Origin of the sequence: Donghicola mangrovi, assembly GCF_013377535.1 — a bacterium.
Lineage (GTDB): Bacteria > Pseudomonadota > Alphaproteobacteria > Rhodobacterales > Rhodobacteraceae > Donghicola > Donghicola mangrovi.
Genome location: NZ_JABCJE010000006.1, coordinates 19208 through 41249, shown reverse-complemented (window position 1 = coordinate 41249; position 22042 = coordinate 19208). Strand labels below are relative to the sequence as shown.

The window sequence follows — 22042 nt, the reverse complement described above, 5'->3', positions numbered from 1 at the left end:
AAACCGGAGCCATCACCTTGATGGAATGGGAGGAAACATGACCGACACATCGCCCGCAGTGCGCCAGACGCGCACGGCCGTTCTACACCATGCGCCCGTCGCGCAGCCCTATGCGCAAACGCGGCCCTTGGCGATCGAGAATCTGCGCCTTGATCCCCCCGGCCGCGACGAAGTGTTGGTAAAAATCGCTGCTGCGGGCCTTTGTCATTCCGACCTGTCGGTGATCAACGGGGACCGCCCGCGCCCGACCCCGATGGCGTTGGGGCACGAGGCCTCTGGTATTGTGGTCGAATGCGGCGAAGGGGTCCGCGATCTGGCCGTCGGGGACCATGTGGTGATGGTGTTCGTGCCGTCCTGCGGCCACTGCGCCCCCTGCGCCGAAGGCCGCGCGGCCCTGTGCGAACCCGGTGCGGCTGCGAACAATCAGGGCGAACTGCTTGGCGGCGGCGTGCGGATGCATGCGGGCGATCAGGAGGTCTTTCACCATGTAGGCGTGTCGGCCTTTGGGGAATATGCGGTGGTGTCCGCGCGATCTCTGGTCAAAATTGACAAGGATCTGCCGCTGGACAAAGCCGCCCTTTTCGGCTGCGCCGTCCTGACCGGCATGGGCGCGGTGGTGAATACGGCGGCAGTCCGGCCGGGCCAGACGGTGGCGGTGGTCGGCTTGGGCGGCGTGGGGCTGTCGGCGGTGCTTGGCGCCCTTGCCGCTGGCGCTGCCGAGGTGATTGCGGTGGACGTAGACGATAGCAAACTGGCCTTTGCCAAGGAACTGGGTGCGACCGCCGTGGTGAATTCACGGGCCAAAGGCGCGGTGGATCAGGTCAAAGCCCTGACCGGCGGCGGCGTTCATGCGGCGATCGAAACGGCGGGGGTCGGGCCGGCCTTTGACTTTGCCTACAACATCACGCGGCGCGGGGGGCAGACGGTGACGGCCAGCCTTGCGAACCCGTCGGTCAACGTCTCGATCCAGCAGGTCCGTCTGGTGGGCGAAGAACGCACCATTCGGGGCAGTTATCTGGGGGGCGGCGTGCCCGCGCGGGACATCCCCCGCTATATCGCCCTGTACAAACAGGGGCGGCTGCCGGTGGACCGGCTGATGACTTCAAGCGGTCCGCTAGAGGATATCAACGCCGCCTTCGATCTGCTGGCCGGGGGCAAAACCATCCGGCACATCATCACGATGGACTGAATCCGGCACTTGTGGGGTCGCTCTAGGGCGGCCCCCTTTTCGGTCTAGCGCAGGGTCACACCATCTGATCGCGGGCCGCAGCGGCTTCGGCATCTAGGTGACCGCGCAGCCCCGCAGGCAGGTTCAGGTGCTGCGCCAGGGCGGTCAGGTAGGTCTGTTCCTCGGTCGTATCGGGATCAATCGACAGGGCCGAGGCCAAATAAATCTCGGCGCGCTGTTCGTCAGTCCGCGCCAATCCTGCAATCGCCGCCGCATCCGAAGGTGCCCCGAAATATTCATAAAGGGTTGCCTTTTCCGCCGCCGCCAGTCCCAGATTTTCCACCTGAGCGCGGATGCGCTTGTGTTCCTCGGCGTCGATATGGTTGTCGCTTTGCGCAGCGGATATCATGGCCCGCATGACCGCCAGACGGAAATCCGCACCGGCGACGTCCTTGTCATGCTCGATGTCAAAGCCGCTGTTCGGGGCGGGCTTGGGCAGTTCCAGCGGACCCGAAGGCGCGGTGGGCGCCTTTTGCGCCTGCCAATCGGAATAGGCCTTGTAGGCCAGCCCCGCGACCGCCGCCATGCCACCGTATTTGATGGCTTTGCCCCCCAGTTTTCGGGCTTTTTTCGACCCAAGCATCAGGGCAATCAAACCACCCGCAGCCGCCCCGCCCACGAGCCCCGAGGGCAGTCCGTTAGACTGGCTGGCTGTGCCGTCCTGAGCAGGCCGCTGGGTGCCAAGGAAGCTTTCGAGCAGTTTGTTCACGTCCATCAGGTCTGGTTCCTTTTGTGCAGGGTGTCGGGTTTCAGATGGGGACCCTGCACGGCCCGTTCAACCGCAAGCAGGGCCGAAGCCCGTTCACATATTCTACGTCCAAGGCCGGATTTTCCGCCGAACGGGTTAACCGAACAGCGGATCGGCGCTGTCCAGACCGTCCAGATGCACGCCGTTCAGCGTGATCTGCAGACCATCTGCACGGATCACCGTATCATCGCCGGAATATGACAGATGCAGGTCGCGCGCCTTGAGCCCGTCAAAGGACAGCCGGTCCATGCCCAACTCGAAGTCGCGGATCACATCGCGCCCGTCGCCCGCGCTGAACACAAACACATCGGGCCCGGTGTCGCCCACCAGCGTGTCATTCCCCTCGCCTCCGACCAGAGTGTCCCGATAATCACCGCCGCGCAGGATGTCGTTCCCACGGTTTCCGAACAGCAGGTCCGCGCCGCCCTCGCCGCCCAAGGCATCGTTCCCGTCCCCGCCATAGAGCTTGTCCGCGCCTGCGCCGCCCTTCAGCACGTCCTTGCCCGTGCCACCGTAGAGCTGATCCTTGCCATCGCCGCCCGCGGCGCTGTCATTTCCGCCGCCGCCGCTGATCCGGTCGTTCCCGTCCCCACCCCAAAGGCGATCATTCCCGCCCTCGCCCCACAGCTGATCATTGCTGGAGCCGCCATCCAAACGGTCCGCGCCATCGCCGCCCTTCAGGGTATCCTTGCCCTTGCCACCGGACAGCAGGTCCGCGCCGCCCCTCCCGAGCAAGGCGTCATTCCCTTCGCGCCCGATGATGTAATCCGTGCCATTCGTGCCAGTCAGCGCACGGCTGCCTTTGTCGTCGGCGCTGGGGTCATCCTTGTCGGTGCCGGTCGCTTCGACATTGTCGCCATCCGCGTCGATCCCGTTCCCCATGATCACCCGATCCCCCTTGAAGAACCCGGCCAAAGGGTCCGTCCCGAGCGCGATCAGGTTCTCGGAATAGAGTTTGCTTTCGTGTTGCAGGCCAACGGGATAGGTCACGCTATAAACGCTGGAGCCGCTGGGAACCGAGTTCAGGTTCTGCATTTCGAACACCAGATCGTCGCCGATATGCACATTCGCGCGCAGAACCTGCGTGGCCAGCCAGCTGTTCTTGAGGGTCGGATCGACCACCAGATCACCGTCATTGGCAACCGCTGTATATCCTGTCAGATCAACGTTTTTGACCAGCGAACTCACCAGCCCCGCCGAACCCACTGCCACAGCCTGAACGTCGAGTTTGTCGCTGAAACGGCTACGATCCTGCATCATGAACAGGTCCACCATCGACCCGCCAAGGCTGTGCCCCGTCACCACAACCGCGTCAATTCCGTTCGATGCCTTGTTCGCATAGGCAACCACCGCATCCAGCAGCGCCGAGAACCCGTCGTAATAGGCCTGCAATCCGGACTTGGTAAACGTCTGCCCTTTGATCGCGTTCAGCGTATCATCGGTCCCGCGAAAGGTCAGCACCAGAACCTTGGTCCCGTCCTTCAGGGTCGTCTCCGCCACCAGCGCCTGAGCATCGAAATCCCCGCTGCCGATGTCCCCGCTATAGAGCCCGCCTTTGGCATAGGTGCCTGTGGAACCTGACAATTTCGGAGTCAGAACCGTCCAAGCCGATTTGGCCAGATAACCCGAGTAATCGTCATCCATCCCGCCATCGCCCTTGCCGCGATAGGCTGCGGGCAGGCGGTCCTCGCCGTAGACGACATGGGAAAAGGTTCCAGCAATGGAAAGAGAGATCGCGCGATCCAGCGCGTTGCCCGAAGCAGACATCAAGAACACCATAATGAACCAAGCAAATAAAACGAGACCGGCCCGAAATCTGAACCATCCAAGGGGGATGATCCCGATTTCGGGCCGACCATCAAAGCACTTAATTCACTTTGTGTCGTTTATGGCAACAATCCGCGTGTGACCGCCGCCAAGGCGTTGATCAAACCGGCGCGACGAAGAAGGCGGGAACCTTGTCGCCCTGCTCACGGGCCGCAACGAACCCACGGGCGGTGTCCAAGGCCTCGCGGATGGTGACGTCCATGTCGAGATAGCGGTAGGTGCCGAGGCGCCCCACAAAGGTCACACCGTCGGTCGCATTGGCCAGATCCACGTATTCGTTCAGCAGGGCTTTTTCTTTGACCTGACGGATCGGGTAGTAGGGGATGTCGGCGGGCTCTGCCTCGCGCGAGAATTCGCGGTAGCAGACCGACCCCTCGTGGCTTTCCCACGGAGCGAAATGCTTGTGCTCGGTGATGCGGGTGTAGGGCACGTCCACCTCGCCATAGTTCATGACCGCACAACCCTGATAGTCGCCCTGATAGTTGAACCGCTCGAAGTCCAGAGTGCGATAGCCCAGACGACCCAGTTTGAAGTCGAAATACCCGTCCAGCGGACCGGCATAGAACACGTGGTCATAGCCTTCGGCCATATCGGCGGTGAAGGTGGTGTTCAACTCCACGGTGATGCCGGGGCAATCCAGCATCCGCTCGATCATCACGGTGTAGCCGTTTTCGGGCATCCCCTGAAATTTATGGAAGAAATAGTTGTCATCGTAGTTAAAGCGCACAGGCAGACGCTTGAGGATCGAGGCGGGCAGTTCGCTGGGGTGACAGCCCCACTGCTTCATGGTGTAGCCCTTGAAGAACGCCTCATAGAGATCCTTGCCGACGAAACGCATCGCCTGCTCTTCGAAGGTCTGCGGATCGCTGATCGAGGTGTCAGCCTGCTCTTCGGTGATGAACTTGTGCGCCTCGTCGGGGCGCATGGTTTTGCCAAAGAACTGGTTAATCGTGTGCAGGTTTACGGGCAGCGAAAACACCTGCCCCTTCGAGGTGGTCTTCACGCGGTTCTTGTAGGGCATGAAGGTTTCGAATTCGTTCACATAATTCCAAACCTCTTCGTCATCGGTGTGGAAGATGTGCGGACCGTAGATGTGCACCATCACGTCCGTTTCCGCGTCGCGCTCCGTGTGGCAGTTGCCGCCGATATGGTCGCGGCTGTCGACGATTTTAACCTCGTAGCCCGACTGGGCCAGATGGCGGCCAATCACGGCTCCGGACAGGCCTGCGCCCACGATCAGAACCTTGCTAGCGGCGGAAGATGCTAAAGTCATCGTCGAATACCTTCGTCAAAACATGTCGGGCCCTATAGAGCCGAATTTACCATCTGTTGCAATGTCAGGCTGGTATTCTCGGCGGCGAAGCTTTGCCCATGTTTTGCTACGAAATTCTGGCGCGCAAATAAGTGTCCCAAGGCCCGTTACAAAACATTCACTTGGCGCGACTCCTTTATTTCAGTAATTCATGAAATATGGAAATCGAAACACATGACCAACTGACAGCCCTTGGCCATCCGGTACGATTGGCGGTGTTCCGGCTCTTGATGCGCCGGTATCCGGATCGTGTTCCGGCTGGCGAACTGGCCACTGCGCTGGATGTCAAATCCAGCACCATGTCCACCTATCTGGCGGTGCTTCAGCGCGCCGGACTGGTGCAGCAAACCCGTGTGGGCACATCGCTGCTCTACACGGCGGATATGGCGAACGTACGACAGATGTTCGATTTCCTGCTGGTGGACTGCTGCCGCGGCCGCCCTGACTTGTGTATGCCCAATAGCGCGGGAAATGTTCCTATGACTGACCGGAAATACAACGTCCTTTTCATTTGCGTCGGCAACTCGGCGCGCTCCATTTTCGCAGAGTCCCTGCTGCGCCAGCTGGCAGGGGACCGCTTCAATGCCTATTCGGCGGGAACGCGGCCGAACACTGAACTGAACCCCTTTGCGGTGCAGGTTCTGGCGGACAAAGGGCATGATATCGATGTCCTGCGGTCCAAACATGTGTCCGAATTCACCGGCCCCGATGCGCCCGTGTTCGACTTCGTGTTTACCGTCTGCAACACCGCCGCAAACGAGGAATGCCCCGCATGGGAGGGGCAGCCTGTCAGCGCCCACTGGGGCATGCCCGACCCCGTCAAAGCCGAAGGCACCGACGCCGAAAAGGCGCTGGCTTTCCAACATGCTTACGGCGCGCTCAAGCGCCGGATCGAGGTGTTCACCGCGCTGGATGTCTCCAGCCTTGATCGCCTTGCCCTGCAATCCGCCGTCGATGACATCGGCCGCGACCAGACCGAGTAAGAAGAACCATGACTGTATACGCACTCAACGGCCTTGGCCGTATGGGCAAACTGGCCCTCAAACCCCTGCTGGAAAGCGGCGCGAAAATCGCCTGGATCAACGATGCTGTCGGCGACCCAGAGATGCACGCCCACCTTCTGGAGTTTGACACCGTCCATGGCCGTTGGGATGCGGACTTCTCGCATGATGACAGCAGCGTCACGATCAACGGCACCCGCATTCCCTTTGTGGGTGCCCGCGATATTGCCGATCTGCCGCTGGACGGCGTGGATGTGGTGATCGACTGCACCGGCGTTTTCAAGACCGAAGCCAAGATCGCGCCCTACTTCGAGGCTGGCGTCAAAAAGGTGGTCGTCTCCGCCCCCGTCAAAGACGGAAACGCCGCAAACATCGTTTATGGCGTCAACAACGACACTTATAACTCCGCCGAGCATCGCATCGTCACCGCCGCGTCCTGCACCACCAACTGCATTGCGCCGGTCGTGAAGGTGATCCACGAAACCTTTGGCATCAAGCATGGCTCGATCACCACGATCCATGACGTGACCAACACACAGACCATCGTGGACAAACCGGCCAAGGACCTGCGCCGCGCCCGTTCCGCGCTGAACTCGCTGATCCCGACGACTACGGGCAGCGCCACCGCAATTACCCTGATCTACCCCGAGCTCAAAGGCCGCCTGAACGGTCACGCGGTGCGCGTGCCGCTGCTGAACGCCTCTTTGACCGACTGCGTGTTCGAGCTGGAGCGCCCCACCACCGAGGCCGAGGTTAACGCGGCTTTCGAGGCAGCCTCGCAGGGCGAGCTGCAGGGCATTCTGGGCTATGAGACCCGCCCGCTGGTCTCTACCGATTACACCAATGACAAACGCTCTACGATCGTGGATGCGCCCTCGACCATGGTGGTGAACGGCACCCAGCTGAAGATCTATGCGTGGTACGACAACGAATACGGCTATGCGCACCGCCTGATCGACGTGGCGCTGATGGTCGGGGCCTCGTTGTGAGCCAGCGCCCCGAGGGCCTGTCGGCCTATATCGCTGTCACGGCGGCCTATTGGGCGTTCATGCTGACCGATGGCGCGCTGCGGATGCTGGTCCTGCTGCACTTTCACACGCTGGGGTTCAGCGCGGTGCAACTGGCCTATCTGTTCATCCTCTATGAGGTTGCGGGCATGGTCACCAACCTTGGCGCGGGATGGATCGCGGCGCGGTTCGGGCTGACCTCGACGCTCTATGCGGGGCTGGGGCTGCAAGTGGTGGCGCTGCTGGCGCTGTCCCAGTTGAACCCCGCGTGGGGGATCGGTCTGTCGGTCGCCTATGTGATGGGGGTGCAGGGCCTCTCCGGCGTCGCCAAGGATCTGGCCAAGATGTCATCGAAATCCGCGGTCAAGCTGCTGGCTCCAACCACGGGCGGAGGGCTGTTCCGCTGGGTTGCGGTACTGACAGGCTCCAAGAACGCAGTCAAAGGGGTTGGCTTTCTGCTGGGGGCCGCCTTGCTGGCGGTCTTCGGGTTTGTCGGCGCGGTTCTGGGGATGGCGATCGTGCTGGCCGTGATCCTGTGCGCGGTGGTGCTGTTCATGCCCTCGGGCCTGCCCAAGGGGCGCAAGGGGGCCAAATTCTCGGAAGTGTTCTCGAAATCGGCCAATGTGAACTGGCTGTCGGCCGCGCGGGTGTTCCTGTTCGGAGCGCGGGACGTATGGTTCGTGGTCGGCATCCCGATCTATTTCTATGCGGTGCTGTCTGACGGGTCCGAGGCAGGCAACCGCGCGGCGTTCTTCATGATCGGGACGTTCATGGCGCTGTGGATCATCCTTTACGGTGTCGTTCAGGCCAACGCGCCCAAAATCCTGCGCGCCAATGCCCGCCCCGAGGGCGAGTTGATCCGCGCTGCCCGCACTTGGGCCGGACTGCTGTTCGTAGTTCCGGCGGCGCTGACCCTGGCCGTGGCGATGTCCCCTGCCCCAGAGATGTGGCTGACGGTGACGCTAGTGATCGGGCTTTTGGTGTTTGGCGGGATCTTCGCGGTGAACTCCTCTCTGCATTCCTATCTGATCCTTGCGTTTACCAAGTCCGAGCGGGTCACGATGGATGTCGGGTTCTACTATATGGCGAACGCCGCGGGGCGCCTGATCGGGACGTTGCTGTCGGGCCTGACCTACCAGATCGGGGGCCTGCCGATGGTGATGGGCACAGCGACGGTGATGGTCGCGCTGTCGGCGCTGATCGCAGGGCGCCTGACCGATCCGGCCACTGCACAAACCGCTTGAAAACTGTTTCGAGGGGCCGATCAAAACGGCCCCTCGAAGCCCCTCGTGCGGGGCCAATAGGTCGGCCTAAAAAACCGGCCATCTCGCAGGGTAAATGCCGCCGAAACAGGCGGTCCGGCACTTCGGTCAGGTATACCCCCGCCCGAATTCCACCCCCCTCACAACCAAAGATAAGACCCGACACCCCCAAGATATTTCCGCTCCTTGCTAGGCTTGTCCTAACGAAACCCAGCCCGAGGAGTCAGCACATGCGGCGCGGATCAGTCAGTGACATGGTGGACTTCGTCCGGAATGGATATTGGGAAGAAGCGTTGACCGTACCTGGGGACGGCCACTGGCGCAAATTCAACTTCTCGAGCTCTGGCGACCACGCCAAGAACAACCACCTGACGGTCCACTTCGACGAGGATGACAGCATCCCCGAGGAGATGAAAAAAATCGTCCGCGAAGCGTTCGGCTATGTGGCCGACGTCCTGAACATCACGATCAGCTACCGCGTCGGCGATGGGGACGATGGGGATGTGAATATCCACAAAGAAGATTTTCTGGATTGGGGCACCGACTACGCACATGCGGAGCCCGACTTAGGCTGGTTCGGGGATGCAGGCTATTATCAGGTCAATCCGGATATTCTGTATGAACCCGATGCCTTTGATTTTGATGACCCTTATGCACACCACAATTATGTGATCACATTTATCCACGAAATGTCCCATCTGTTGGGGCTTGGACACTTGGGAACGTACAACGGATCCGGTGACCACGGGTCCGCGCGGACATTTACAAATGACAGCAGCGGCTGGTCCATCATGTCCTACATCGAGCCGGACGAATTCGGACAGGACGGCTTTGGATTCAGCCATCGCGCGGCGGGATATCGCGAGGTCGATCTGCGTGCGTTGGCACTAACCTATAACATCGACTTCAGCATGGAAGAGGACGACACGCGCTGGGGCTTTAATGGGACTGCCAGCCATGACTTCTTGAATGATGTTTTCGACGTCCGCTTTGATCAACGTCAGCTCGAGCAAGGCTTTCATAATACGCCCGGCCTGACGATCATTGACACAGGCGGGCACGATACCCTGAACCTACGCTCGTCCGAGGTTGATCTGAGCTACGGCAGCGTTGTCCGGCTGAAACCTAACAGTTATTCGGACATCGTGGCGGGAACGCGGAACCTCTATATTTTCGATGGCTCGATCATCGAGGACGTCATCTCGGACGATGGCGCAGACAAAATCTATGCAAACAGCGCTGCCAACATGGTCGAGGCCGGCGGCGGCAATGACACCATCCGTGGGTACGGCGGCAAAGACACCCTTTACGGCGAGGCGAACGACGACAAGCTTTATGGCGATGGCGGCAATGACATGCTCTATGGGGGCGATGGTGATGACACGCTGATTGGCGGAAACGGCAAAGACACTCTGATCGCGGACGACGGGGTGGACCTTGTGTATGGCGGCAGGGGCGCGGATACCATCTGGGTCACTGATGGCGGCACCTTTGACGGCCAGCAACAAAATGACACGATGATCATCAACCAGATTTCATCGAAAAACTACACGCTGATCGGCGGAAACGGAAGAGACATTCTGAAATTCAACAGTACTGATCTTGTGGTCGGTTTTAAACTCGACCTCGGCACCCATTTGATCACAGAGTACTCCACCGGCAATGCGAAGGTTGTGGATTTCTCGGGCTTCGAAAAAATCCTTGGTTCTGCGAAAAACGATCTGTTCATCCTGGAGCAGGACAGTGACAACAACTTCACATTCGTCGACGGCGCCCTTGGTGATGACGAAATTCGCGTCAACACCGGCAGTATAACTGTGACGGGGGGTCTCGGGGAAGATGTTCTCAAGGTCTTGGCCGGTGACAATGTTGTCCGCGGCGGTGAAAACGACGATACTTTCAAAGTCTATGAGGTTCTTTCCACGATCGACGGTCAAGATGGATCGGATGGGGTTCTTTTCAACCACTTCGGAACCAGGCTTGTGTCTATCAATACGGACAATAATCGGTACGCCTATGACGTAGGTCTGGACAATCTGACCCCGAGAAACTCTGGCCGAATTAAAAACTTCGAGCAGATCAACGTCGAATTGAGCTTGGCGCTGATGTTCTCGGGTCGAGAAGCCGACGAGACCGTTACGGGCGGGAACCAAGACGACACTATTCTGGGCAAAGGAGGGGACGATAAACTCTACGGCGGGATAGGGTCCGATAGCATCGAAGGCGGAGAAGGCGCAGATGTCCTGTATGGCGGCAACGATGGGGACACCCTGATCGGCGGCGCAGGCGACGACACCATATACGGAGAGAATGGAGCCGACGAAATCTACACTGGCCCTGGCGACGACCGGGTCGAGAGCGGCAGGGGCAGCGACACCATCTATGCAGGCAGTGGCACCGACACTCTGGAAGGGGGCGGAGGCCAAGATTGGTTCTACGTCGAAACGGGCGAAAAGTTTATCGACGGCGGCGATGATTATGACCGCCTGATCTTTCTGGGAAAGATGAACCGCGTCGTCACGCTCGAGGACCTGAAATATGATGACGAAAACGGCCTGATCGTCAGCTACGCCAACATCGAAGAGGTCGAGACCCGCGATGGCGACGACAGCATCACAGGTTCGAGCGGCGACAACCTTCTGGTCGCGAATGACGGCCTTGATACGGTGCAGGGCGGCATGGGCGACGACACCATGTATGGCGGCGCCGGCTGGGACACGCTGCAATTCGGAACCGAGGCGGATATCACCGTTAACCTTGCCGAAAGCACCGCCAGCGGCGAGGGCACCGATGAAATCTACGGATTCGAGACTGTGATCACCAATGGCGGGAACGACACCATCATCGGGGACGATTCAGACAACTCTCTGGTCGCCGGCGATGGCGAGGACCGGTTGGTCGCGGCAGGCGGAACCGATCAGCTCTATGGTGGGGCGGGAAGCGATACCCTGATTGCGGGCATCGGCACCGACTATGTCTATGGCGAAGACGGTTTCGACTATCTCGGCTTTGACGACGCGATCCAAGGGGTCACGTTCAACCTCGGGCTCACGCGCGCCCAAAACACCGGAGAGGGCACGATCCGCGTCGACGGGGTCGAAGGCCTGATCGGCACCAGCTATGGCGACTACCTGACCGGCGGCAGCGATGACAACATCATCTATGGCGAGGGCGGGCGCGACACCCTGCAAGGGGGCCTTGGCAACGACACCCTGTACGGCGGCGCGGGCAGCGACACGTTCGTTTACACAGCTGGCGATGGCAACGACATGTACTATGGCGGGGCGGGCAATGACTGGGTGGACTTCTCGAACTTTGACGAGTCTCTGTGGATCCATCTGGCCAGAGGCAGCATCATCCCGGGCGATCTCGAAGGCGACGTCTGGGACAGCATCGAATGCGTGCGCGGCGGCACAGCGGGCGACACAATCTACGGCAGTGGCGGCGATAACGCTCTGGACGGGAGCAAGGGCAATGACACCCTTTATGGCCTTAGTGGGAACGACGAACTGCTCGGGGGTATTGGCGACGACGAACTGAATGGCGGGGCAGACAACGACATCCTGACCGGCGGCGAGGGCGCCGACCGCTTTGTGATGGAGACCAACCCCGGCTGGGATATCATCACTGATTTCAACGGGGACGAAGGCGATACGCTGGTCTTTACCTACATGCCGGAATACGCGGATGCGGGCCGGATGGGTATGGACAGCACCTTTGCCCCCACGAGCGCCCTGCCCGGCCAAGTCGATATCATCGACGGGATGCTGACGCTGATCCTGTCGGATCAGGACTTTGTCAGCTTCAAGGGCATCGACGATATCGAGGAAATCCGCCCCTATATCGTCTACGAAATCTTCTGATCCCCCGCGGGGTCAGTGGGGTAGCGTCACGATGATCGGCCCTTTGTCCGTGGCCACAACGGTGTGCTCGTACTGAACGCACGGTGCCGGTGGTTCCGCATAAAGGGTCCACGGGTCCTCTGCCTCGGCGGCCCAATGCCCGCCGGTGGAAAGGAATGGCTCGACCGTCAGGACCAGCCCTTTGGTGATCGTGCGGCGGTCGCCGCGGGTGGGCCACGTCGCGATTTCCTCGGGGTATTCGTGCAGGGACAGGCCCACACCGTGGCTGGCCAGATTGCGGATCAGGGTATAGCCGCGATCCTTGGCGAATTTGCCGATCGCGTTCCCGATCCCTGCCAAGGGCTTGCCGGCCCCGACCTGATTGATCCCGATCTGGGTGGCCCGTTTCCCGTCTTTGCACAGCCTTTCTAAGCGCGGATGCACCGCCCCGACGCAGAAGGTCGCGCCGGTATCCGCGAAATACCCGTCCTTGGAGGCAGAGACGTCGATGTTCACCAGATCCCCCACCGCAATCACGCGGTCACCTGGGATGCCATGGGCCACCTCTTCGTTCACGCTAATGCAGGTCGCACCAGGGAAGTCGTAGATGCTTTCAGGGGCGGACAGGGCGCCATCTGCCTCCAGCAGGGCGCGGCCGATATCATCCAGTTCGCGCGTGGTCATGCCCGGTTCGATGGATTGCGCCATCGTGTGCATGGTTCGCGCGACGATCCGGCCGATCGCTTTCAGAGCCTCCAGTTCCTCGGGTTGGGTGATGGTCATGGTGGGCCCTTTTCTGAATGTATCCGGCGACCTTAGCCGCGAGGGCGGGGAATGTCCCGCCCGCTCTGATCACGAATACCGCTCGGGCCCGATGTTCTGCGCCTCGGAATAGCGGTCGCCAGCGGCCCACCCCACGGGCAGGACCTCTTCGATGCGGGCCATGTCCGACGGGGACAGGGTCATTGTCGCGCCTTGGGCCAACTGGCGCAGGTGATCCACCGAGCGCGTTCCGGGGATCGAGAGGATGTGCTGGCCCTGCGCCAGAACCCAGCCATTCGCCAGACCGGCGGTGCTGTAGCCCATCTCGGCCGCCAAAGCCGCAAAAGCTGCCGCTGCCTTCAGGTTCCGGTCCAGATTGGCGCCGACGAAACGCGGGTTGCTCCCCAGAAACGGGTTGCCCGCCGCACGCGTCGCATCGGGGGGCGTGTCGGTCAGCAGGCCCCGACCCACCGGCGAAAAGGCCACCATCGCGGTCCCCTGACGGGCGCATTCCTGATTGAGCCCCATCTCGGGCAGGCGGGTTGACAGCGAATATTCGTTCTGCACCGCATCCACCGGATGGATGTCCGCCGCCTGCCGCAGGGAATAGGGCGCGATTTCGGAAAAGCCGAAGCCGCCGATTTTGCCCTCTTGCTTCAGGGTGACCAGCGTGTGGGTCACGTCCTCGATCGGGATGCGGGTGTCGCGGCGGTGGATGTAGAACAGATCGACCTGCTCGAGCCCGAGGCGTTTCAGGCTGCCCTCCAACTCGCGCCGCAGGTGCGCTTCGGAGTTGTCATAACAGCGCGCGCCGGTCTCGGGGTCCGAAGTGATCCCCGCCTTGGTCGCGATGACAAAGGGGCTTTCGCCGCCGTGGGCCTTCAGGAATTCGCCGATCACAGTCTCGGACCTGCCCATCCCGTAGATGTTCGAGGTGTCGATGTGGTTGATCCCCAGCTCCAGTGCCAAGTCCATGACGGCAAAGGACTCTTCACGGCTGGTCTTGCCATAGAAATCGGAAAAGCTCATGCCTCCGAGGCCGATGGAGGACACGTTTTTGCCGGTATGGCCAAGGGGGCGCTGTTCCATGGAAGCTCCTTCTGGTTGCTTCGGGCATCGAACACCGGATCAGCCGGCAGGCAAAGGGAAAAACGCCCCGCATCCGGATGCGAGGCGTCAAAGGCGCGTTATTGGGCCGGTTGCGCCGGAGCCTCGGCGGGCATTTCCACGGCAGGGGCCTCTGGCAGGGTGGCCTCGGCAGGCGTTTCGGTCGGAGCCTCGACGGGCAGATCAGACACGATGCCTTCGGGGGCAACCGCAGCCTCGGGATTGGAGGCATCCGCGCCCGCTTGGGCGACGACGAAACCAAGGTCCCCGATACGGGTGTCGCGGCCGAAATCCTTGTACCTCAGTTGTCCGTTCACGATATAAAGGCGCGAGGCGCGATAGTTGGTCCATGTCATCGGGTGGCCGTGGGTGTTCCACTCCTTGGCGACCTTCAGGATGTGGGTTTCGCCGATCTCCAGATCCTCTTTGGTGACGGACTCATCCAACTGGTCTGCGGGAACGGTCAGGTCCACGAACCGCAAAAAGTCGGGATCGGCGTTTTCGCCAAGGTTCTGCAAAACGGGCAAAACCTCGGCGGGGTCGGTTTTGCGGTCATCCACCGCGTAATAGCAGTAGCCTTCGTAAATCAGGCTGCCGCCCCCCAACACAGCCGCCCCGATGATGGTGGCGGGGGCCGTCAGAACCGCCGCAACGCCGCCCATACTGCCAAGCAGCCCTGTGGTGCCGGTGGCCGCTGCGCCTGCGCCAGCCGCACCTGCCGCGGTGACGGTGCCGCCACTTACCACTTGGGTCAGGGTGTAAAATCCGGCTGCCTTGGCCGCCGAGCCAGCCGTTGCCACCGCCGCGCCCGAGTGCTGTTTGGCCGCGTTGGCCCCTGCCCCCATCAGCGCACTAGGGCGATAATCACACATTTCCGCTGCCGCACCCGTGCCGATGCAGACCGTGACCAAAGTGCCAAGGATCGCGCGTTTCATCCGGTATCTCTCTGAAAGCCTGAGGAGGTCTATTTGTTCTGGGGATGGCGCGGCACTGCCTTGGCCGCGCACGGCATCGGGGCGCAAATCACCCCATGCTGCAGTTGCAAATAGAGATCAGGCCCGCGCCAATGTCCAATCACGGCGATGTCATGACGCGGGCCTGTGGAGTGTAGGTCACAGTTACCGATGCGGGCCCGTCAGATCAGGATGGGCGCAAAGAACGCGGCCAGCTCTGCATAGCCGTCCAAGGGCAGGATATGGGCGACATACTGGTCGGGACGCACCACGATCAGGCAGCCGTTTTCCCGGTCGATCCCACGCATATCATAGATGTCTCCCAGCCCTTTGTGATCGGTGCAAAAGACCTTTTCATGGTCGCACAGGCCATAGCGACCCTTCTCGGGTTTCAGCAGCGCGGGCATGTTTTCAAACGCCAGCTGGTCAAAGGTCTGCTGGAAAATGGCCCGCACGTCGATCAGCGCGTCGATGTCTTCGCCTGCGCGGCGCGTCCGCACGATGGGCGAGGCCGGATCATGCGCCAGCCAGTCCGCCAAATCGTGGATCGCCCCGCCCTCAGAGGTGTCGTTCCGTCCGCCAAAGGCATAGAGCCGCCAGCGCGCGTCGGCCTCGGCCACGTGACCCAGTTGCATCTGCATCGCGTCGGCCAATCGCACAACCGGGGCCGAGTGGAACCGCTTGCCGATGGGCATTCCGGTGGCCAAATCCTGATGGGCGGCTGTCGAAACCAAATCCGAAGGATCGTATTTCACCGCCAGACCGCCCGTAAATTCGAGGTTCTCGATAAACTGCTTCTGGAAGCGCGGTATCCCTGCGCCGTCCAGTTTCGACTGACCCGGAGGGGCCGACATGATCCGCGCCCAAGCGTGGTCGGTGTCGATCAGGCGCTTTGCCTCGACCCAGCGTTCGGCCGAGTAGCTGCGCAGCAGACGCGCATCGGCGCGGCCGGTCAGCACGTGGATCAGCTTCCACCCAAGGTTAAAGGTATCCTGCATGGACACGTTCATCCCCTGCCCCGCCTTGGGGCTGTGGGTGTGGCAGGCGTCGCCTGCAGTAAAGACGCGGGGGTTGCGATCTTCGCCCTCGGGAACGTCATCGAAACGGTCGGTCAGGCGGTGGCCGATTTCGTAGATGGACCACCAGACGATTTGCTTCACATCTACGGTATAGGGCGCCATGATCCGGTTGGCGGCGGCAATCATATGATCGGCGGTGAAGTTGCGGCTAGAGACCCGCTCGTCGGGGTTCAGCTTTTCCAGTTCTACATACATGCGGAACAGATAGCCCCCTTCCCGGGGCAGGATCAGAATGTTCCCTTCGGTGGCCGAGGCGATCAGGCATTTCTGGCGGATGTCCGGAAAGTCCGTGTTGGCCAGAATATCCATGACGCCCCATGCCTGATGCGCCGCATCCCCGTGCAAGGTGCCCCCGATGGCGGTGCGGACATTGGACCGCGCGCCATCGCAGCCAACCACATAGTTTGCGCGCACAGTCTTGCGGTCACCGGGGTTGATGCTGGTGTTTTCCAGCGTCACGGTGACGGGGTGATCGTCGGTGGTCGGATCGACGGTCAGGTCAACGACCTGCCAGCCATATTCGGGCTCCAGCTTGGACGGAGAGTTGCTCATCACATCCAGGAACAGCTCGTGGATGCGGGCCTGATTGATCAGCGTGTGGGGCATTTCCGAAGAGTCATCCGGCACGTCCTGCACACGGCCCACGCGGCGGATATGCGCAGGGTTCGCCGGATCGGGCGTCCAGAAGGTGGTCTGGTTCACCCAATAGCTCTCGCGCTTGACCTTCTCGCCAAACCCGAAGGCCTGAAACATCTCCATCGTGCGGGTGTTCACACCGTCGGCCTGCCCCTTTTCCAAGGGGCCGGGTTTGCGTTCGACAATCATGGTGTCGATCTCGGGGTATTGCGCCAGTTGCGCGGCCAGACACAGGCCCGCCGGTCCGCAGCCCGCAATCAGCACGTCCACCTTGTCCGGCAAAGGGGCAAAGCGGGTGCGGTCGCGGCGGTTCGGCGCTGCGTTCTGGATGTCAGGATCGCCGCCCCGAAAACCGTTCAGATAGAATTGCATGGTGTCCCTCCCTTGGGCCGCAGGTGCGGCGGCCTTCGGGAAATTAGTATCTATACTTATTATTTTCGGTCAACATAAATAAGTATACAAATCATTTTCCGTCAATATACTGTCTTGCATAGGTTTTCTCAGGTTTTTAGGAGGCGAAAATGAAAGCGCACAGCATGGCGGGCCACCTGATCCGGCGACTCAACCAGCATTCCACGCAGGTCTTCACCCGCCGGATGCAAGAGATGGGAATGGACCTGACCTCTGTGCAATTCGCGGCGCTCGAGGCGATCCTGACCCACCCCGGGATTGATCAGGCGGGGGTCGCGGCGCACATCGCCTATGACCGCGCCACGATTGGCGGGGTGATCGACAGGCTGGTGCAGAAGGGATTGGTCGAGCGTCAAACCAGCAAACGGGACCGCCGCGCCAAAGAGGTGCGCGGCACTGCCCAAGGCCAAGCAGCGTTCGATCAGGTTCTGCCCGTGGTGACAGACCTGCAAACCGAAGTGCTGGGGGGATTGGATGCGGCCGAGGTCGAGATCTTCCTGTCCCTCGCCCGCAAGGTGATCAATGCGGCGGCCGACCAGAGCGAACTGCCCTGACCGGCCAAGACCTTAGACCTCTTCCACCAGGAAGGGGCGCATCATGTCGTTATCCTCATGGCTCAGGATGTGGCAGTGCCAGACAAACTCGCCGGGTTTGTCATAGGTGGCCGCAACGCGAAGCATCTCTTTGGGGCCAACGATCGTGGTGTCCTGCCAGCCTTTTTCCTCGGCGCGGAAGGGCAGGCTTTTCTTGTTAAAGACCATGATGTCACAGGTTTCCCCAAGCACGGCACCTTTGCGCTCGTAACCATATGTGATCTTGCCGTCGCCGGTCAGATCGTCAGGAACACCGTTTTCATCGTTGTCTTCGAAGTCGATCGCGTATTTGCGGACGTTCTGGAACTGCACGAGGTGGATGTGCACGGGGTGCGCGTCCTCGGTAAAGTTGAAGATATCCCAGTATTCCGAGTCCCCCAGCTGCACTTTCTCAGTGGTGTCGGCCATCCAGCTGAGCGGACCGAACTTGCCATCCGGCGTCATTTCGTCGGTGTGCACTTTGCCCGCTTCGGCGGTGCCAAGCTGGGGTTTGATGCGGCCGAACTCGTCCGTGCCCTCGAACAGACCCAGTTTGCGGGTGTGGTCGATGTCGCGCTTCTTGATCGAGGCATAGTCGCTATCAAGCTTGGTGTTGTGCTTGACCAGCAGGTTCTCGGCCTCAAGGCTGGAATCCGCGACAAACTGCAGGATCGAGCCAACAGAGTCATCGATGGTTGCCGCTTCGGCGACGTTCAGCTCGCCGGTGGCATAGTTGATGCCCTTATAGGGCTCCCACGCGGGGCCGGTGTTCAGCAGGGTGACCTTTTCGCCATCTGACAGTTTCGAGAAATCGAACACCACTTCGACCCGCTCGGAGGGCGCCAGAATGAGGAACTCGTTCTTTTCCTGCACGCCGTCGCCGTCAAAGATCTTGCGCGCGTTGGGCAAGAGGCCGCCTTCGGTGCCGACCAGAGTGGCGCGGATGTTGGGGTTATCCAGCTGCAGCTTGTAAAAGCGCGAGTCCGACCCGTTCAGCAGGGTGACCTGCACTTCGCCCTGCGCGACATCCAGTTTGGGCCAGGCCATCCCGTTGGCAAGGATCACATCGCCGAAATACTCGGGCAGCGCCGACACCGCGTCCATGCCGTTCTGTTCGTAGAACTCGTCGTCGATCTCGTCCATGACCATGGTGCCAGAGCCATCGGGCAGCATGTCGCCAGCATGGCCGGGGTAGTAAAGGTTCCCCGCATCGTCAAAGGAGTAGTCCTGAATGACGATATCAACGACATCCTTGACGTTCGGCAGGATGTTTTCTTTGGCCAGATTGATCCGGTCCCAGTCCTGCAGCAGGTACATCCCCGCCAGACCCGCATAGACGTTCAGGCGCGTGATCCCCAGTGCGTGGTCGTGGTACCACAGCGGCGCGGATTGCTGGTCGTTGTCATAGGTAAAGGTGTTCCCCACATAGTCCGACCCGGTGCTGCCGGGGGTGGCGTCGGGGGCGGTGTAGCTGCCGCTCTGTTTGTACCAGGTTTTGCTGAACGAGAACCAGTTCTCGATCGAGCTGATCAGCCCGCCCACGATCGGCAACGACCCAAGAGCCGACCCGGACAGCAGAGTGGTTTTCGTCGAGGTGGTCACATCGGGCGTGTACCACGCCTCGGGACCGCCATCATAATCGGCGTCCGTGTGTCCCCCGTGCAGGTGGCTGACGATCGGAATGACCCCGTTCGCGATCGAGCCTTCGGTGGGATGGGCCATGTGGATCGTTTCATCCACCGGCAGCAGGTGGGCGTCGACGTCCAGTTTGTTTTCCCAAGTGATTTTGAGTGGACGGTTTTCATAAGCCACGATGGTCGGGCCGTGGAAGCCCGGTGTCATTCCCGGAACCGAATAGCCCCAAACTGTGGTTTTCAGCTTGTGCCCGGCCTCGTCATACATCCCGAGGAACTGCTCGCCCTCTTGGATTTGTAACGTCAGGGTCCGGGTGTACCGTGTGTCGATCTTGGGATTGATTGGTAAGTCGTTTGTAAATGCGTAGTCATCATAAACGCGCTGGCCAATAGCGGTCATTTTCGTGATCCTCTTTAAAAAATGAACGGTATAAACTTTGGTTTATTGGTTAAGGTACGCTCTACTTTAGGTTGATTCCACGATTTAATGGAAACAATAGACCGAATTTCCGGGGACTTTTTTCGAACTTGGGGCGTCCCGCAGCAGGCAGACGGCGCAAATCCCGCCACCGCGCTAGAGATTGCCGATATACGCAATGAATTTGTTTCGAAATTAGAAGCATCACAAATTCCGCATGGAGTGCACGCGAAAATTGTGTGGCTTGGATGATCTGGCACCAAGTGGACGAAAGAGGACCACTAACTAGACAGCTTGACTTACATCCGGAAAGCAGCGCGGGACGGTTTGGACCACTGGTTTATGTGGGAACGTTACGTCATTCGTCGCTTGACGTTACGTGAGTCGTGGTGTCGTTCAGGTGCCTTCCTTGCCCGAAAATAGACTAAAAGCGACAAAAACTATGTCGCTTAATGGCATTCAATATTTGCAAGGTTTTGTTTGCGAGAATTAGACCACTCGGTCAAAGATCTGAAATTTATTACAAAAAACGAAATTATCTTCGGATATCTGCAATACGTTCGGGAGGCTGTATTTGGAAAAGAAACGGCCTTCTCTAATATCTTCTTACTAACTCGAAACGGCGGAAAAAATGAAATTGCTACTCTCGGAGATAAAGCTATCTCCACTAGACAAGTTCAGCGATGCAACACTGGAAGGTATTGTTGCATTTTCGAACAAGTGTAACAGCACTTCGAAAATCTTTCGAAATGCCGTCACTGCCGAAGCGAATTTGGCGGCTGACATTTTGCATCAAAGAGCAAAGGCGATGCAAAACGCCCTTGCAGTCGTTCCGGCCTAAGGCCACCTCTTTCGCCCGCATCCACCCGACATATTTCAAAGGGTGCGAGACGGGTGACGTCCTACCTTAGAACCCATTCGCGGATCGGCTCGATCGCATAGGCGTAGTGCCATGTGTTAATGTGTCCTGTCCCCGGGTTGGGGGTTTGCCCTTCGGGGATCACGGTGCCTGCGTCAAAGGTCACGTAGTTGACCCTTGCGCCCTCGGCATCCAGATCGTCAAAGGCAAAACGGAACTGTTCGGCGCTCCAACGGGCGTCCCAGACAGCGCGGGCTACGGGGGTTCCCTGCGCTGTCAAAGCCTCGGTGATGGCGTTCTGGCCCGGAAAGGCCTTAGCGTCGTCCTGACTGACCAGAATGAACAGACGGTTCCCCGCCATCGGGGCGACCTTGGCCGCATCCCATTGGCACGCGACTAGGAAAGTGGTTGCGAAGAAGTCGGGATGCTTGATGTTCATCGCGATCGACAGCATCCCGCCGCCCGACTGCCCTGTGGTATAAAGGCGCGCGGGGTCGATGCTGTAGGTCTGGGTCAGATGGCGGATCAGGTTGATCGTGGTGTCCAACATGCTGGACGCTTCGGAGGTGTCATCCGTCACGATCTCGGAAAACTGGGGGGCCAGCACGAAACAGGGCCGCTTGGCCTGATCCTCGGGCGAGGCCCAACAGATCGCGCCAAGTCCCTGAAGCAATGTGTGCAGCGTGTTGTCGCTGGACGCGCCCGCATCGTGCATGAAGTTCACCAGCGGATAGGATTTCGCAGGGTCATAATCCCGCGGAACGAACAGGTTATAGGGCAGCGTGTCGCCGGTCTCGGGGTCCTGCCAGACAAGCTGCTGGAAATCCTCGACAATCAGGTTGCGGACGGCGCTGGTGGCGACGGATTGGCCATCGGGGGTGGTGACTGTGGCCTCGGGCGTGGCCCAAGTGACATCGGTGATCGAGCGGGTGCCGATTTTCCCCATACCGCCCGGGCCGCGCCCTGACATCTCTTGGCGTTCGGGCTGGATGGCAAGGGTGGCATCCGCATCGTCAGGGGACAGCGCGACAATCACATAGCGGCCAGTGTCCGCGCGATCCGCCGGATTGGTCGAGGTCGCGGGATATACGTCAACGATGGTGCGTCCCTCGACCGCGAAAGCCGCCGCGTCCAGATCGGCGGCAGCGATGTCGGCATCATAGGTCAGCGCGACTGCGACAAACCTCTGACCGTCCCCGAAGACCTGAGTGATGGCGGTGGCCGACTGCACCTGACCGGCCGCTGCGAAAACGGGGGCCGATATGGACGCGAGCGCCCCAAGCGTTGTGAGGCCAAGAATGAATGTGCGGCGGGTGATCATTTGCCTGTCTCCTTTGACCGAGGGGCGCAATCGCCCTTGAGTCTGCATTAATGGTACTGATAT

The 22042-nt window shown here is 60.1% G+C and carries 16 protein-coding genes; 7 read left to right on the top strand and 9 right to left on the bottom strand.

Annotated features, from left to right (window positions below; genetic code table 11):
- Nucleotides 1-37: 37 nt before the first annotated feature.
- A complete protein-coding gene (locus tag HJ536_RS13280; protein ID WP_177158077.1) occupies nt 38-1189 on the top strand; it encodes a zinc-dependent alcohol dehydrogenase family protein in 1152 nt (383 codons plus the stop codon).
- Nucleotides 1190-1244: 55 nt separating this feature from the next.
- On the opposite strand, the gene HJ536_RS13275 is transcribed toward HJ536_RS13280, so the two are convergent.
- The 3 genes from HJ536_RS13275 to glf form a co-directional block, all read right to left on the bottom strand.
- Entirely contained in the window at nt 1245-1943 is a 699-nt protein-coding gene (locus tag HJ536_RS13275; RefSeq protein WP_177158076.1) for a tellurite resistance TerB family protein, read from the bottom strand.
- A gap of 129 nt (nt 1944-2072) precedes the next feature.
- Nucleotides 2073-3743, bottom strand: coding sequence for an alpha/beta hydrolase family protein (locus tag HJ536_RS13270; RefSeq protein ID WP_177158075.1), 1671 nt, complete (start codon nt 3741-3743; stop codon nt 2073-2075).
- A 160-nt stretch (nt 3744-3903) separates the two neighbouring features.
- Nucleotides 3904-5076, bottom strand: a complete 1173-nt coding sequence (gene glf / locus HJ536_RS13265) for a UDP-galactopyranose mutase (protein ID WP_177158074.1) — start codon at nt 5074-5076, stop codon at nt 3904-3906.
- Between the two features lie 197 nt (nt 5077-5273).
- Between glf and HJ536_RS13260 the strand changes: the two genes are divergently transcribed.
- The 4 genes from HJ536_RS13260 (at nt 5274) to HJ536_RS13245 (ending at nt 12248) form a co-directional block, all read left to right on the top strand.
- Nucleotides 5274-6098 (top strand): arsenate reductase/protein-tyrosine-phosphatase family protein, encoded by an 825-nt coding sequence (locus tag HJ536_RS13260; RefSeq protein WP_177158073.1) that lies wholly within the window; start codon nt 5274-5276, stop codon nt 6096-6098.
- A gap of 8 nt (nt 6099-6106) precedes the next feature.
- Nucleotides 6107-7105, top strand: a complete 999-nt coding sequence (locus HJ536_RS13255; RefSeq protein ID WP_177158072.1) for an ArsJ-associated glyceraldehyde-3-phosphate dehydrogenase — start codon at nt 6107-6109, stop codon at nt 7103-7105.
- Nucleotides 7102-8367 (top strand): organoarsenical effux MFS transporter ArsJ, encoded by a 1266-nt coding sequence (gene arsJ, locus HJ536_RS13250; protein WP_177158071.1) that lies wholly within the window; start codon nt 7102-7104, stop codon nt 8365-8367. Before HJ536_RS13255 ends, arsJ begins: the two co-directional genes overlap by 4 nt.
- 248 nt (nt 8368-8615) lie before the next feature.
- Nucleotides 8616-12248: a hypothetical protein gene (locus tag HJ536_RS13245; RefSeq protein ID WP_177158070.1), complete on the top strand. Its 3633-nt coding sequence runs from the start codon at nt 8616-8618 to the stop codon at nt 12246-12248.
- Nucleotides 12249-12260: 12 nt separating this feature from the next.
- Here HJ536_RS13245 and map read toward each other — a convergent pair whose 3' ends face one another.
- From map to HJ536_RS13225, 4 genes are all read right to left on the bottom strand, one after another.
- Complete coding sequence (map, locus tag HJ536_RS13240) at nt 12261-13010, bottom strand: type I methionyl aminopeptidase (RefSeq protein ID WP_177158069.1); 750 nt, start codon at nt 13008-13010, stop codon at nt 12261-12263.
- A gap of 69 nt (nt 13011-13079) precedes the next feature.
- Nucleotides 13080-14078 (bottom strand): aldo/keto reductase, encoded by a 999-nt coding sequence (locus tag HJ536_RS13235; protein ID WP_177158068.1) that lies wholly within the window; start codon nt 14076-14078, stop codon nt 13080-13082.
- 98 nt (nt 14079-14176) lie between these two features.
- Complete coding sequence (locus HJ536_RS13230; RefSeq protein ID WP_177158067.1) at nt 14177-15031, bottom strand: hypothetical protein; 855 nt, start codon at nt 15029-15031, stop codon at nt 14177-14179.
- A gap of 200 nt (nt 15032-15231) precedes the next feature.
- Nucleotides 15232-17136: an FAD-binding monooxygenase gene (locus HJ536_RS13225; protein ID WP_177158066.1), complete on the bottom strand. Its 1905-nt coding sequence runs from the start codon at nt 17134-17136 to the stop codon at nt 15232-15234.
- A 149-nt stretch (nt 17137-17285) separates the two neighbouring features.
- Between HJ536_RS13225 and HJ536_RS13220 the strand changes: the two genes are divergently transcribed.
- Entirely contained in the window at nt 17286-17729 is a 444-nt protein-coding gene (locus tag HJ536_RS13220; protein ID WP_177158065.1) for a MarR family winged helix-turn-helix transcriptional regulator, read from the top strand.
- A 12-nt stretch (nt 17730-17741) separates the two neighbouring features.
- Here the strand turns inward: HJ536_RS13220 and HJ536_RS13215 are convergent, their stop codons facing one another.
- A complete protein-coding gene (locus HJ536_RS13215; RefSeq protein ID WP_177158064.1) occupies nt 17742-19781 on the bottom strand; it encodes a multicopper oxidase family protein in 2040 nt (679 codons plus the stop codon).
- Between the two features lie 649 nt (nt 19782-20430).
- Here HJ536_RS13215 and HJ536_RS13210 point away from each other — a divergent pair.
- The gene (locus HJ536_RS13210; protein WP_177158063.1) at nt 20431-20640 is read left to right on the top strand and encodes a hypothetical protein; all 210 of its coding nucleotides are present in this window, start codon (nt 20431-20433) and stop codon (nt 20638-20640) included.
- Nucleotides 20641-20701: 61 nt separating this feature from the next.
- Here the strand turns inward: HJ536_RS13210 and HJ536_RS13205 are convergent, their stop codons facing one another.
- A complete protein-coding gene (locus tag HJ536_RS13205; RefSeq protein WP_177158062.1) occupies nt 20702-21979 on the bottom strand; it encodes a prolyl oligopeptidase family serine peptidase in 1278 nt (425 codons plus the stop codon).
- Between the last annotated feature and the right edge of the window lie 63 nt (nt 21980-22042).